The following is a 14106-nucleotide window of genomic DNA, read 5'->3' as shown; positions in this document are numbered from 1 at the left end:
TCATTCTAATGATGACAGGATTCCTATCAGACGGGAGGTTCAAAAGGATGGAAGTATTAAAAGTTTCAGCAAAGTCTAACCCCAATTCCGTTGCTGGTGCCCTTGCCGGTGTTCTTCGTGAACGCGGTGCTGCCGAGATTCAAGCTATAGGCGCTGGGGCGCTTAATCAAGCTGTGAAGGCCGTAGCTATCGCACGAGGGTTCGTAGCGCCGAGTGGAGTTGACCTCATTTGTATTCCAGCCTTTACCGACATCGTAATTGATGGAGAAGAGCGAACCGCTATCAAGCTAATCGTAGAGCCCAGATAATAAAATCAGTAATGCTTCGCCTGCCTGTTTGTTCGAAGAATGAACAGGTTTTTTCGTTTGTCTAAAGGTATGCTTGCATATGAAAAGGAGTAGATGAGAAGAGATGGGCATGAAAATCTTTGATGGGCATTGCGATGTACTGTGCAAGTTGTGGAAAAATCCCAATTTGGACTTCTATAAAGAGGACAAGCTGCTCCAGGCAGGTTTTCCTGAACTATTAAAAGGGAATGTGGATATACAGGTGCTTGCCTGTTTTGTTCCGACTGATGTGCCCTACGGACGCAGATTTCATGCGGTACTAGAAATGATTGACGTGTTTTATGAGAAGGTAGCATCCGAAAAATTCCGTCCGATCTATACCAAGGCTGATTTGGACGAGAGGGTATTAAAGGAGCAGAAAGGGGCTATTCTGTTTGTAGAAGGAGCCCATGCGCTTGAAGAAAGTCTCGTGCAGTTGCGCACGTGGTATCAACTAGGCGTTCGTGGCATGACACTGACCTGGAATCACGGGAATGCCGTGGCAGACGGAAGTGGAGAACCCAATCCAGGGGGGTTGACGGCTTTCGGACGCACTGTAATAGAAGAAATGAATCGACTGGGCATGATCATTGATGTCTCTCATTTAGCTGATCCCGGCTTTTGGGATGTACTTGAGTTATCCAAAGCACCCATCATCGCGTCTCATTCAAATGCAAGAGAAGTATGCAACCATCCACGCAATCTGACGGATGAACAGATCTGCGCTTTGATTGCGGGCGATGGAGTCATGGGACTGACGTTCGTAGACTTTTTTACTGTAAACGAAGAACGGACTGTATGGATAGATGATCTCTTGCGTCATTTGGACCATGTGTGCGCACTGGGAGGCGTTGATCACGTGGCATTTGGTTCCGATTTCGACGGGATTACGAAGACCTTTGGAGACCTTACGACTGCGGGTAGTTACGCCCAGTTACTGGAAGCTTTGCTCGTGCGTTATAAAGAGGCGGAAGTAATGAAATTTATGCACGGAAATTGGTTGCGTGTTTTCGGAAACGTGCTACAATAATACATGAGGATATTAATGTACCAAGTTCAACATTAAAATTCAGGTCAAAAGTAAGTTGAGTAAAAGCACTTGCAATTTCACATGGACAGGACTACAATGTTACTGTCTATGCACAGAATTGTCACATCTTATCAATCTTTCTCAGGTAGGATGAGCGCTTTTTCTCACAGTCACTGAAAGGGTGGAATCTGAATGATTAGTCAACTTTCTTGGAAAGTTGGAGGACAGCAAGGGGAGGGCATCGAGAGTACTGGTGAGATTTTCTCGATGGCGATGAACCGGATGGGCTACCATCTGTATAGCTATCGTCACTTCTCTTCCCGTATTAAGGGTGGACACACAAACAACAAAATTCGCGTGAGTACACAACCTATGCGCGCGATCTCCGACGATCTGGACATTCTCGTAGCGTTCGATCAGGAGACGATCGATTTTAATGGGCATGAATTGCGCGAAGGTGGTATCATCATCGCGGATGCCAAATTTAATCCAAAGTTGCCGGACGGTTTGAAGCCAGTTCGCTTCTTCACTGTACCACTATCTGAGATTGCAGACGAGCTGGGTACTTCCCTGATGAAAAACATGGTGTCGATCGGTGCGTCCAGTGCGATCCTCGGCATTCCAGTGGAAAGTTACCGAGTCATTGTTGAAGATATGTTCCTCCGCAAAGGCGAAAAAGTGGTTGAAAAGAATATGGATGCCATTCGTCGCGGATTTGAATTTGTTAACGAATTGACTGGTGGTCAACTGCCTGAGTTCCAATTGGACAAAGCAGACCCACAAAAGCAATTGTTCCTGATTGGTAATGATGCAATCGCTCTTGGCGCTGTAGCCGCAGGCTGCCGTTTCATGCCAGCGTACCCAATTACCCCAGCATCAGAAGTAATGGAATATCTGATTAAAAAGCTGCCGAAATTGGGCGGAACGGTAATCCAGACAGAAGACGAGATCGCTGCGGTCACAATGGCAATCGGTGCAAACTTTGCTGGTGCGCGTGCCTTGACTGCATCTGCAGGTCCTGGTCTGTCCTTGATGATGGAAGCAATCGGTCTGGCTGGTATTACAGAAACCCCAGTAGTAATCGTAAACACCCAACGTGGTGGTCCATCTACAGGTATGCCAACCAAAATCGAGCAGTCTGATGTGAATGCGATGATTTATGGTACACATGGTGACATCCCAAAAGTTGTTATCACGCCAAGCACAGTTGAAGAGTGCTTCTATGATGCAGTGGAAGCGTTTAACATTGCGGAAGAATACCAACTGCCAGTTATCCTGATGACAGACTTGACTCTTTCCTTGGGTAAACAAACCGTTGTTCCTTTTGACTACAGCCAAGTAGAAATCCGTCGTGGTAAACTGCTTGTTGGACAAGAATTGCCAGAAAAAGAGCAAAACGACCTGTTCAAACGTTATGAAGTAACCGAAGACGGCGTTTCTCCTCGTGTAATTCCGGGTCAAAAATACGGTCTGCACCATGTAACAGGTGTTGAGCATGATCAAACTGGTCGTCCATCTGAGAATGCTGCAAACCGTATCCAACAAATGGATAAGCGTATGCGCAAAATGGAAGGCGTACTGAAAACGTTCAAAAACCCTGTAACAGCAGATGCTCCTCATGATGATGCTGATGTTCTGGTGGTAGGTATTAACTCCACGATCGGAACCATCCAAGAAGCAAAAGGCCGTTTGGAGAAAGAGGGCATGAAAGTTAACCATGCTCAAATCCGCTTGCTGCATCCATTCCCTGCTGAACAAATGAAAGCACTCGTGGATAAAGCGAAAAAAGTGGTTGTCGTAGAACACAACATCCAAGCGCAAGTAACCAACTTGCTTAAACAACACATTGGAAACGCAGAGAAAATCGAATCTGTGTTGAAATATGACGGTAACCCATTCCTGCCGAAGGAAATCTATGCTGAAGTGAAGGAGCTGGTAAAACATGGCGACTATGAAAGAGTTTCGAAATAACGTTAAGCCAAACTGGTGCCCAGGCTGTGGAGACTTCTCCATCCAAGCGGCGATTCAACGCGCTGCGGCAAACGTAGGCCTGGAACCTGAAAATCTGGCAGTTATTTCCGGTATCGGTTGTTCCGGTCGTATCTCCGGCTACATCAACTGCTATGGTTTCCACGGTATCCATGGTCGTTCCCTGCCAATCGCACAAGGCGTGAAAATGGCTAACCGCGAGCTGACAGTAATTGCTGCCGGTGGTGACGGTGATGGATTTGCGATCGGTATGGGTCATACGGTACACGCAATCCGTCGTAACATGAATGTAACCTACATCGTAATGGATAACCAAATCTACGGTCTGACAAAAGGTCAAACCTCCCCGCGTTCCGCGACTGGTTTCGTGACCAAGTCTACACCTGCTGGTTCCATCGAGTCTTCCATTTCACCAGTTGAATTGGCGCTGTCTGTTGGCGCAACTTTTGTTGCCCAATCTTTCTCCAGCGATCTGAAGGGCTTGACTGAACTGATCGAAAAAGGTATCCAACACGAAGGCTTCTCTCTGATCAACGTGTTCAGCCCTTGTGTAACGTACAACAAAGTGAACACATACGACTGGTTCAAAGAGAACATCGTTCCTGTAGATACAATCGAAGGATATGATCCTCATGATCGTATCAAGGCGATGTCCACTTCGATGCAACACAAAGGTCTGGTCACAGGTCTGATCTATCAAAACACTGAGCAAAAACCTTACGAAGCACTTGTTAACGGATTTAAAGCGGAAGGCTTGGCTAATCAAGACATCCGCCTGTCCGATGAAGACTTCGCGAAACTGGTTGCAGAATTTGCTTAAAGTTTTTAGAAAACCTGGCTACGCCATGCCTTTTGGCGGAGTCGCAGCTGCCCATACTGGATAAGAATTTTATAAATTCTTATCTGTACGATGAAAAACCTCTCCCATTGTGGAGAGGTTTTTTTGTTCAATACGTTCGACCGCGCCATTGTCGATACATTAACATGACGAGGAAAAAGACGACTAACTGACCGAATAGGGGATACAAAAAACGCAGCAGGGAACTAAAACCGATGAAGCTGATAAAATAGCTGATTGCTAGGATCGCCAGGAGGATGGTGGGGCCACGTAATCGAGTCACCTGGCGGAGTTGTTCGGAGAGACCGAATACATTCGCTACCAGTGTAGAAAAGATTTCTGCGTATACGAGCAAGGAAAATAGGAGAGGGATTCCTCGCCCTGCTCCTTGCAATAAAGCGATCATAGGCATTTCCGCTTGTTGGATACCCGGCATTTTTACCGATAACGAGAAATAAGCGAGCAGCAGTAATAGGCCGATTCCAAGACCACCGAGTATGCCGCCGGCGATCAAAGGCTGCTCACCCTTACTGTGTCTGCCCATCGGAATAAGAACTGCTTGTGTAAGTGAGACGTTTAAGGCAACATAATAAAAGGGGGAACTTAGCCATGCAAATGGACGAAGCGACTCTACTGTGATCGCCGAATCTTCCCATGGCTTCGTGTGGAGAAAAACGAGAAAGGTAAAGCCGATGAGAGCAGGCACGAAGATACTGTTCACATGGTGAATGGCAAACAATCCTTTTCTCGTAACGATGAAAATCATGACCATGCTTATCCAAATTCCGATCTGGGAAGACAATTGGAACGACTCCATGAAAATAGCTCCTGTTGCGGCGAGCATAACCGAAGTTGTGCCCAATAACACAGTGAGCAAAAGCGTATTGAATACCGTTCCGAATGGATGCCCAAAGAGATAGGTACTCACTTCTTGATAGGAACTAGCCTGAAGTCGATAGGAAATCAGCATGATCCGAATCCCTGCCCATACGAATAGAGCTGTGGCCAATAGAATTCCAACAAAGCCTTGTGTTCCATATTGAACAAAGAACTCGACGATTTCTTTACCAGAGGCAAAGCCAGCTCCTACGACTGTCCCAATATACGTGAAAGCGATCTGCCATGCGGCTCTCCATGATCCTTGCATCTCAAACCTCCTGTCCCACCTTATTCCATCCTATGAGAAGGAGTGAATCGAATATGCGCGTTACCGTTTTAGGCTATCAATCTCCTTATCCTGGTCCAGGGGGAGCGACTCCGGGATATTTGCTTGAAACAAACAAGGTGCGAATCCTCCTTGATTGCGGCAGCGGAGTGTTGTCCCAACTGGGCAAGCATTTGCCAATGTATGAGATTGATGCCATGCTCTTATCGCACTATCATCATGATCACATTGCCGACGTCGGTGTATTCCAGTATGGTCTTATGGTTCATCAATTGTTTGGGCAGCGTGATGCGTCACGGACGCTTCCTATCTACGCACCGGAGGCTCCAGAAGCCAATGCCCAGGCACTTACATACCGGGATGCAACAAGATTTCACCCGGTAAACGAGCAAACAACATTGACCATCGGCGATGTGCATATTACCTATTTACGTACAGACCATGGTGACGGGGATCCGTGCTATGCAATGAGACTGGAATCAAATGGCCGCGTACTCGTTTACGGGGCAGATAGCGGTCCTGGAACCCGGTGGGAGACGTTTGCGCGGGGAGCAGACCTATTTATTTGCGAAGGTACATATTTGGATCACAACAAGCCGCAAAAGCCAAATGGCCACTTGTCTGTGCGTCAAGCTGCTGAGCTCGCACAATCGCTGGCATGCCGTTCGCTGCTGCTTACCCATCTGTTCCATTCTTATCAAGAAGATGAGGTTTTCGCCCAAGCAGAAGCTTTTCAGACAGGCACATGTTATGTCGCTAGCATTGGCCTGCAAATCGACTTGTAACACGGAATGCGAAGGAAAGATTGAGAGGAGAAAAGGTATGTTTCCCAATGTATTGGAAGTAGCACGAAAACTGATTCGAGAGCGTGTCCAGGAAGGCGAAACGGTTATTGACGCGACGATGGGTAATGGCAATGACACCCTCTTCCTCGCACAACTCGTCAGTGAAGAAGGAAAAGTCATCGCGTTTGATATTCAACCACTTGCGATTGAAAAAACAAAAGAACGTTTGGAACGCGAGGGTCTTGCAGATCGTGTAGAAATGAAACTTGCCAGCCACGAAGAAATTGACAAGCTGAAGATTCGGGCAGGAGCGATCATGTTTAATCTTGGTTACCTTCCAGGTGGAGATAAGGAAATAACGACACAGGCTGCAAGTACCATTCGTGCGATCCAAACTGGCTTGAACGTACTTCGGCCTGGTGGAATTATGACTGTTATGATTTACTGGGGACATGCGGCGGGAGAAGTGGAAAAAGACGCCGTGGAATCCTTTTGTCAAGCACTGAGTCAGCTCGAATTCCTTGTTTTGAAATACCAGTATACCAATCAGCAAAATCAGGCTCCGTTCTTGCTTGCTATCGAGCGTCGCACGGTGTAAATCGAATAATAAGATCGACCTTTCCCGGGCAAGCGCAAATTACGACAGTACATGCGAAAAATAGGCACGCCCTTGTCGATTGTGGCACATACCCTATGTTGAGGAATGGAGCAAGGGGGATCTTTGTGGACAGAATCGGCATTATGTTAGATTGGGGCATTATGCAGAGAGGGATGAATGGAGACAAGTCTTACGAGCACCTACCTTATTATGTGGAAATTGGCAAAGAGTTGGGGCTAGAGCCCGTTTTCTTTCACCCACGCCATGTCTTGGCAGGGGATGAGAGGGTGAAGGGGTTTTTTTGGAATGGAAGTAGATTAATTCCACGTTTGGTCCATATCCCAAGCGTAATTCACAATCGAGTGCTGACTGGCGATGGAAGAGCGCGGAGTACCATCCAGCGTCTAAGTAAAAAGAAGACCGTATTCAATGGATTGGTTGTGCGGGATAAACGGAAAGTACACCAGATGTTGTGGAAAAACCAGCAAATACGCCCATTCTTGCCTCAGACAGTCCCTTATTCTACAGAGCAGCTCCGACAGTTCCTGGATAAATATTGGATCGTTTACGTCAAGCCTTCGATCGGATCAGTAGGAATCGGGGTTGCTCGAATTGAGCGTCATGGAAGTGAATACCGTTTTATTTCCTCCAACAAGCAGAGAACGATGAACCGTAATCAGCTATTGGCAACGGTGCGTAAGTGGGTGGGGAATAAGCGGTATTTAATTCAACAGGGAGTTCCACTGGCCCGCTATCGTGGAAAGACATTCGATATTCGCGTCTCTGTGCAAAAGAATGGAGAACGGGAATGGACAGTGAGCGGCCTGGTAGCAAAAGTGGCCAATCGGCAGAATAAGCTCAGCAATTTGTCTCGCGGAGGTAGGGCCCTTCCCTTGACGGAAGCCATAGCGGAATCCTTTCCTCCTGAATCGCACCAGCAGATTGTAGAGAGAATCAGTGACGCGGCCGTAAAAATCGCGGAGCAATATGGGCAACACTTTCATTCTTTAGCGGATTTGGGTATGGATATGGGGATCGATGATCAGGGAAATCCGTACTTAATTGAAGTCAATGTGCGAGATCAGCGCTATTCCTTTTACAAAGCTGGGGAAAAGTCGATGTTTAAACAGACCTATCGACACCCAATGGAATATGCGCAGACGCTGATTTATGAACAGAAAGCTGGGAAAAGGCGTCAACTTGCCTGATCAACGAAACAGGATCTACACACAGAAAGCAGACAAACGCAATTCAGAATGGGGAGAGTCAGGGGATAAGGTTACACAGAAAAAGACGGCGGCCGTTTCAATTGCCCCCGTCTTTTGTCTGTTGCGTCTGATTGCTTTAATACGTCTGCTGGTTTTCTGCCGCTGGATAAGGCAGATTACGAAAATGGCGATACGCTAGAGCTAGAATAGATTTACGTGTGAGGATGCCCAGGAAATACTGCTCATCATCTATGATGCAAACGAATGGATGATTGATGGAAACCTCCAACGCCTTCATAAATTCATCCGAATCTTTCAAGCGTGGCATTTTCGTATCCATTACTTCATCGACGGTATGTTCAGACATTTGTTCCAATTCGAACCGTTCCAGTCCCAACGTCTTATTCATGATCATATTGGTGCTGATCAGTCCATGCAAGTGATACTGATGGTCCAACACAGGAATGGCTGAATACCCTGATTTGATGAGAACGAGCAGAGCATGCTCCAGTGAGTTTCCTAATTGTACGTGTGCTACTTTCGTCGAAGCAATAATCAGATCCTTAATGGGCGTATGTAGCAAAGGATTATCTTGACTCAATTGGTTCAACCACCTTTTCTGTCGTCTAGGGTAGCCATTTGGGCTGCCTGTGGTTCTCTTCTATGATACCGTATGCTTGGAGCAAACGATAGGGCTTCATAAAAAAACCATACACGAAGAAACGGCAAGAAATGGCATTGCTTAGACAAAAAAAGCCCGGCACATATAGCCAGGCAATGAATCGAGGTGTGGAACAATTGTTGTCCCTACTTCTAGTATGCAAAATCGTTTTGACTTTTACATTAGGAGTTTGGAGGAAACATGCAGCCTTGTATTACGCTTTGTGAGTCTCCGGTTGTAGGACGCGCTTTGGCTTTTGGTGAACCATGCCTGTCCAATATGAAACGAGCGTATGTTTATACAAAAAAATGCAGAGAGGGGGTGTAATGACCAACATGGCGACCATCAACAACGGAGTCGACCAGTCCAAGCGAAAGATCACGTAGCTTTCCAACAAAAACAGAATGAGTGGATGGACTAAGTAAATAGCCATGTTTTGCTTTGCCATCCTGGATAACCACGGACCGAGTGCTGGCAGCTTCCCGAGATAGCGGGAAAAGGAATAGAAGCTGACCAGAAAGCTGAGTGTATACACCAGATAAAGTGGATCAAAAATGTTTAGGCTCTCCAGATAGCTCTTGGATTCATTCAAGTAACTCATCGCAATCCAACCAGCAGAAGCGAGAGTCACCCCATAGGCGGGGTAGCGCAGCTTATACGTCCACATACGCCATTTCTCGAGGTTCATCCCTGCATAAGCCCCGAGCGAGAAAGTAAAGAGGTACATAAACACATAATTTTGTCCAGCGACATAGCTATGCGAGACAAGAGCAAGCAGTTGGTTTGCCGTCCAATCAATGCTCCAAAGCGGAGTCACAAACAGGTAGCGGTAGATTACGTACAGGCTGATTTGGCCTATAAAGATCAGGGTTACCACACGAAAGCTCATGTACCGTTCAAACCACGGCTTGATTATGCAAAAAAACAGATTGAGCTGTAGGTAAAGCGGGATGTAATACAAGTGATAAAAAGCGCTTCCAGTAAACAGGCTATGAAAAAATGGATAAGCCAGTTCAACTGGGTCAATGCTTTGCAATTTGAAACCAGTAAAAATGGCTGTCCATATGATATACGGAAGCACGATGACACGCCAGCGCTTTGTCCAAAAGGAGCGCCAGTCCATTTGTCGGTTTTGATGCCAATAAAACAACAGCATTCCAGTCGCAAAAATAAACAAAGAGCGACCAAATCTGAGCAAAATGAGAAGTACGGCTTCGACGCTTTCGTTCCAAGGATAATCTGTTTGGTTGGCGATAAAAAAGCCGAGAATGTGAATCACCAAAACGGTAAAAGCCCCAAAAACAAAAAGGGCATTCAGATCCTGAAACGTCCCCTTTCGATCGCTATTCATATGTCCTCCAAGATTTTTGCCAATCTCCGTGCCAAATTGTATGCACCATTGGCTTTTGATCCCATGAAGTTATTATTCTGGCAAACGCCAGTCTGGTGATGCCAGTTCTTTTGCCTGATAGGCAAACAAGCGTAAGCGTTTCGCCAGGTGATGACGCGACTCAGAGAGTAACTCATCCTGTACGGTAAAAGGAGTCGGTATGACGGGCCACTGTGTACGAATCGTTGCAAGCAAACGTTCTTTTACCTCATCTACAGAGACAGATTCCCCGGTCAAGCTGGCAATGCTCCCAATTGTGGACGCCTCAATAGAAGGGATTGGCTTGTGGTTGTCCATTTCTTGAAGTCCAGCAACCTGATAAAATCGTTCCATCCATTCTCCACGTGGTCGGTCGTCGACATTTATGCATAACTGCAAAATGGAGCCAAATCGTGTTCGCCGTTGAGCCATTCCACCGATTTTTTTTCCGTGTATGGAAAAGTCATATTCTCCAGCGCAATAGGAGCCGGCAACTTCACCAAATTGCAAGGTGCCGTAGTCACGTAAGCCAACATGAAGCAGGTCCGCGACAAATGAAAAGAAAGCATCAATAGAAATGGCGGTATCCGGCAACAAACAGGCCAAATTAAGCACGCCTGCATCTAGAGGTACACATGCGCCGCCAGACGATCGTAGGACGCATCCAAATCCAGCCTTACCAAATTGATGCAAAGCGCTCTCCAGGTGGGGAAGCTTGGCGTCTCTGCGGCCTAGATAGAGGGCTTGATCATACACCCACAGGTGGATGACAGGAGCAGGTGATGCGCTTTGCATGCTGGCAGCCAGCGCTTCGTCTCTGACCAATGGTTCGAGCGGGCTTTCCTGATAGGTACCAGAGTCCATCCAACGAAAAGGTTGATTGACAGAAAATGACATAATGAGGCTCCTTCACAGGACAAGAATAGGTACCATTATACAACTGAACTGTGTTCATTTCTAGGTTTTTGCGATCCTTTTTTCTGGATGGAAGAAGATGCCGAGGTTCTGGAGTAAGCAATAAGAATGCCCGACACGTTTTGGTAAAGGGTGTCGGGCACTATTTTATGCGAGTTATTTCACTTCTTTAAACGAGAAATTATCCAGATAGGTCATCTTGCGCGGTGCATCTTTTGTCGCATCTCCTTGCAAGTACAGACCTAACTTTGTACCCACTTGTTTTACCTGCTGTTGGCCAAACAAGTATTGGTCATTCATATAAATCGAAACGGTGCTCCCTTTAACGATCACCTTCAAGCGGTTGCTTGACTTTAATTTGTAAGAGCTGGAAGCAATTACGTCAATATCGTCATCTTCAACATCCGCTACCTTGCCGAGATATACCCGTTCTTTGGAGACATAAACGACATTTGCCTTACCATCCTTGCCGTTGAAGAAGAGACCACCTAAACCGTTGGTACCAACCGCGTTTACATCGACAGTCAATTCGTAGTTCTCAGGATTTACAGACTCATCCCAAATGAGTGGCAAGAAGTAGTGGTCCAGATCATCGTCGGTGGAAACGGCGGTTACTTGTTTATTGATAACTCCCCAGTCTCCATCAGCGTTTTTGGTATCCCAATTTTTCAGATTGCTGTCTGAAAAGGAATCGCTAATACTGATTAGTTGTGGTTTAGGTTGTTCTGGATTTGGATTCGGGTTCGGGAAAACCACTTTTGTTTCGTCGCCATCACGATTCAACAGAGCACGATAGAGAAGGGATGCTGCTTCTGCACGGGTAATCGGGTCTTGGGGGCGGAAGTAATTATTGGATCCTTTCATCAGATCGGTTTGGATGGAGATTGCGATATAAGAGCGCAATGCTGGTGAAATATCGTCTGCATCCCGAAATTTTTTCAATTGATTCAAGTCAGCTTTGTACTTGCGGTCATAGCCGAGTAGTCGTACCAAAGCAACAGCGATGTCTTCGCGAACAGCAGGCTGATCAGGCTTGTAAGTATAGGTAGAACCAGACTTGTAGCCTGTCAGGTACGGTTTCGCATATTCGACATAGTAGTACGCCCAGTGAGATTTCGGTACATCTTTAAATGTTTGGCTAACAGATCCTTTGTCAATATCGACGCCAGCAGCGGCAATCATGATCTTGGCAAATTCCGCACGCGTTACTTCATTATTTGGGCGGAAAGTTCTGTTGTCGTATCCTTTAATGATCCCTTTTTCAGCCATTTCAGTGATCTCTTTATACGCCCAGTGATTACGTGGAACGTCCGAGAACGACGGTGAAGCGGCACTCACAAACGGGATTACAGTCAGGAACATTAACACCGACAGGAAAAGGGTTAGTGCTCTTTTCATGATAACCTCCTCATATTTGCTGTTTGGTTTGTGTCTCGCAATCATTCAGACGCTGGATGGGAATGGAAAGTTGCAGAGGACAACTTTATTTTGTAAAAAATAGGAGAAAAGACGGAGAGAGGAATTCACAATACCAGTCCCTTTGGAAAAATAACAAGAGATTTCATCCGTGCCTAAAGGGGTGGCATAGCCAAGTTTTCGTATACAATCGTACATATTTTGCCTCATTATACATTAGCTTTTGTATCGCCCAAAATGCTATAATTCTTTATTGATAACGAATGAAGATAATTTCTACTGAGGTGATACATGATGAAGGAAACGAAAGAGGCGACTCCGGACTTAAAATCCGCAAAGTCTCCGAAGTCTACAGCAGACTTTGCAAAATACTTCCAAGCGCCGTCCCTAAAAGATGCGAAAAAGCGTGGGAAGGAAGAAATTCAGGTCCATTACGATTTCATGATCCCAGAAGATATGCAAGGTATTGGAAAAGGGAAGCGTTATCATGTTCGCACATATGGCTGTCAGATGAATGAGCATGATTCCGAAACAATCTCTGGCATTTTGCAGCAAATGGGCTACACGTCTTCGGACAATGTGGAGGATGCAGATATCATCCTGTTTAATACCTGTGCGATCCGCGAAAACGCAGAAGACAAGGTGTTTGGCGAGCTTGGTCATATGAAGCGGCTCAAAAACAATAACCCCAATCTCATCCTCGGCGTTTGCGGCTGTATGTCTCAGGAAGAAAAGGTTGTGGGTAAAATCCTGAAAAGCTACACACAGGTCGATCTGATCTTTGGCACACATAATATTCACCGTCTGCCTGAGTTGTTGCGTGATGCGATGTTCAGCAAAGAGATGGTGATTGAGGTCTGGTCCAAAGAAGGCGACATCGTCGAAAATATGCCCAAGCTGCGTGAAGGAAACACAAAAGGCTGGGTCAATATCATGTACGGCTGTGACAAGTTCTGTACCTACTGCATAGTTCCTTACACCCGTGGGAAAGAGCGCAGTCGACGTCCAGAAGATGTAATTGCCGAAGTTCGTGATCTCGCACGTCAAGGGTTTAAAGAGATTATGCTGCTAGGCCAGAATGTCAATGCGTACGGAAAAGATTTTGAAGATATTCAGTACGGCTTTGGAGATCTCTTGGATGAAATCCGCAAGATTGACATTCCGCGTGTGCGTTTTACGACTAGCCACCCGCGCGACTTTGACGATCACTTGATTGAAGTGCTGGCTAACGGAGGCAATCTGGTGGAACAGATCCATTTGCCAGTGCAATCAGGCTCCACAGAGGTTCTCAAGCGAATGGCTCGCAAATACACGCGCGAACATTATCTGGAACTGGTGCGTAAAATTAAAGCGGCGATTCCAGGTGTATCATTATCTTCAGATATTATTGTCGGGTTTCCTGGCGAAACAGATGAACAGTTTGAAGAGACGATATCCATGGTGGAAGAAGTACGCTACGATTTTGCCTACACGTTCATTTATTCCCCACGTGAAGGAACTCCTGCTGCCGTCATGGAAGACAATGTGCCAATGGAAGTGAAAAAACAGCGTTTGTATCGCTTGAATGAAGTTCTGGCTCGCATTGGTCTAGAACAAAATAAAAAGCTGCAGGATCAAGTGGTAGAGGTTCTCGTGGAAGGCGAATCAAAGAACAATCCTGATGTCCTTGCTGGTCGTACCCGCACAAACAAGCTGGTTCATTTCACCGGCGATAAGTCTTTGATTGGACAATATGTGCACGTGAAAATTACAGACGCCAAAACGTGGACCCTCCACGGCGATATTGTTACTAAAATTGAGGTGTAA

13 protein-coding genes are annotated in these 14106 nt (G+C 46.2%); 8 read left to right on the top strand and 5 right to left on the bottom strand.

Annotated elements, in window-relative coordinates:
* Nucleotides 1-47 precede the first annotated feature (47 nt).
* From spoVS to ACIFQN_RS18505, 4 genes are all read left to right on the top strand, one after another.
* The gene (spoVS, locus tag ACIFQN_RS18520; protein WP_003385776.1) at nucleotides 48-308 is read left to right on the top strand and encodes a stage V sporulation protein SpoVS; all 261 of its coding nucleotides are present in this window, start codon (nucleotides 48-50) and stop codon (nucleotides 306-308) included.
* Nucleotides 309-417: 109 nt separating this feature from the next.
* A complete protein-coding gene (locus ACIFQN_RS18515; protein ID WP_429834499.1) occupies nucleotides 418-1356 on the top strand; it encodes a dipeptidase in 939 nt (312 codons plus the stop codon).
* Between the two features lie 192 nt (nucleotides 1357-1548).
* The gene (locus tag ACIFQN_RS18510; RefSeq protein ID WP_429834498.1) at nucleotides 1549-3327 is read left to right on the top strand and encodes a 2-oxoacid:acceptor oxidoreductase subunit alpha; all 1779 of its coding nucleotides are present in this window, start codon (nucleotides 1549-1551) and stop codon (nucleotides 3325-3327) included.
* On the top strand, nucleotides 3299-4165 hold the full coding sequence (locus ACIFQN_RS18505) for a 2-oxoacid:ferredoxin oxidoreductase subunit beta (RefSeq protein ID WP_429834497.1): 867 nt from the start codon (nucleotides 3299-3301) through the stop codon (nucleotides 4163-4165). Before ACIFQN_RS18510 ends, ACIFQN_RS18505 begins: the two co-directional genes overlap by 29 nt.
* 127 nt (nucleotides 4166-4292) lie before the next feature.
* Here the strand turns inward: ACIFQN_RS18505 and ACIFQN_RS18500 are convergent, their stop codons facing one another.
* Nucleotides 4293-5330: a YkvI family membrane protein gene (locus tag ACIFQN_RS18500; protein WP_429834496.1), complete on the bottom strand. Its 1038-nt coding sequence runs from the start codon at nucleotides 5328-5330 to the stop codon at nucleotides 4293-4295.
* Nucleotides 5331-5383: 53 nt separating this feature from the next.
* Here ACIFQN_RS18500 and ACIFQN_RS18495 point away from each other — a divergent pair, with 53 nt between their 5' ends.
* From ACIFQN_RS18495 to ACIFQN_RS18485, 3 genes are all read left to right on the top strand, one after another.
* Entirely contained in the window at nucleotides 5384-6133 is a 750-nt protein-coding gene (locus ACIFQN_RS18495; protein ID WP_429834495.1) for an MBL fold metallo-hydrolase, read from the top strand.
* Nucleotides 6054-6731, top strand: coding sequence for a class I SAM-dependent methyltransferase (locus ACIFQN_RS18490; RefSeq protein WP_429834494.1), 678 nt, complete (start codon nucleotides 6054-6056; stop codon nucleotides 6729-6731). The genes ACIFQN_RS18495 and ACIFQN_RS18490 overlap by 80 nt, the downstream gene beginning before the upstream one ends.
* 125 nt (nucleotides 6732-6856) lie before the next feature.
* A complete protein-coding gene (locus ACIFQN_RS18485) occupies nucleotides 6857-7939 on the top strand; it encodes a YheC/YheD family protein (protein WP_429834493.1) in 1083 nt (360 codons plus the stop codon).
* Between the two features lie 136 nt (nucleotides 7940-8075).
* Here ACIFQN_RS18485 and cbpB read toward each other — a convergent pair whose 3' ends face one another.
* From cbpB to ACIFQN_RS18465, 4 genes are all read right to left on the bottom strand, one after another.
* On the bottom strand, nucleotides 8076-8540 hold the full coding sequence (gene cbpB, locus ACIFQN_RS18480) for a cyclic-di-AMP-binding protein CbpB (RefSeq protein ID WP_429834492.1): 465 nt from the start codon (nucleotides 8538-8540) through the stop codon (nucleotides 8076-8078).
* Between the two features lie 274 nt (nucleotides 8541-8814).
* Entirely contained in the window at nucleotides 8815-9951 is a 1137-nt protein-coding gene (locus ACIFQN_RS18475; RefSeq protein WP_429834491.1) for an acyltransferase, read from the bottom strand.
* A gap of 72 nt (nucleotides 9952-10023) precedes the next feature.
* A complete protein-coding gene (locus ACIFQN_RS18470) occupies nucleotides 10024-10866 on the bottom strand; it encodes a lipoate--protein ligase family protein (RefSeq protein WP_429834490.1) in 843 nt (280 codons plus the stop codon).
* Between the two features lie 174 nt (nucleotides 10867-11040).
* Entirely contained in the window at nucleotides 11041-12282 is a 1242-nt protein-coding gene (locus ACIFQN_RS18465; RefSeq protein ID WP_429834489.1) for an S-layer homology domain-containing protein, read from the bottom strand.
* A gap of 312 nt (nucleotides 12283-12594) precedes the next feature.
* Here ACIFQN_RS18465 and miaB point away from each other — a divergent pair, with 312 nt between their 5' ends.
* Entirely contained in the window at nucleotides 12595-14106 is a 1512-nt protein-coding gene (miaB, locus tag ACIFQN_RS18460; protein ID WP_429834911.1) for a tRNA (N6-isopentenyl adenosine(37)-C2)-methylthiotransferase MiaB, read from the top strand.

Source organism: Brevibacillus sp. NRS-1366 (assembly GCF_050467985.1).
The sequence above is the reverse complement of the archived record's forward strand: the minus strand, read 5'-3'. Positions and strand labels throughout refer to the sequence as shown.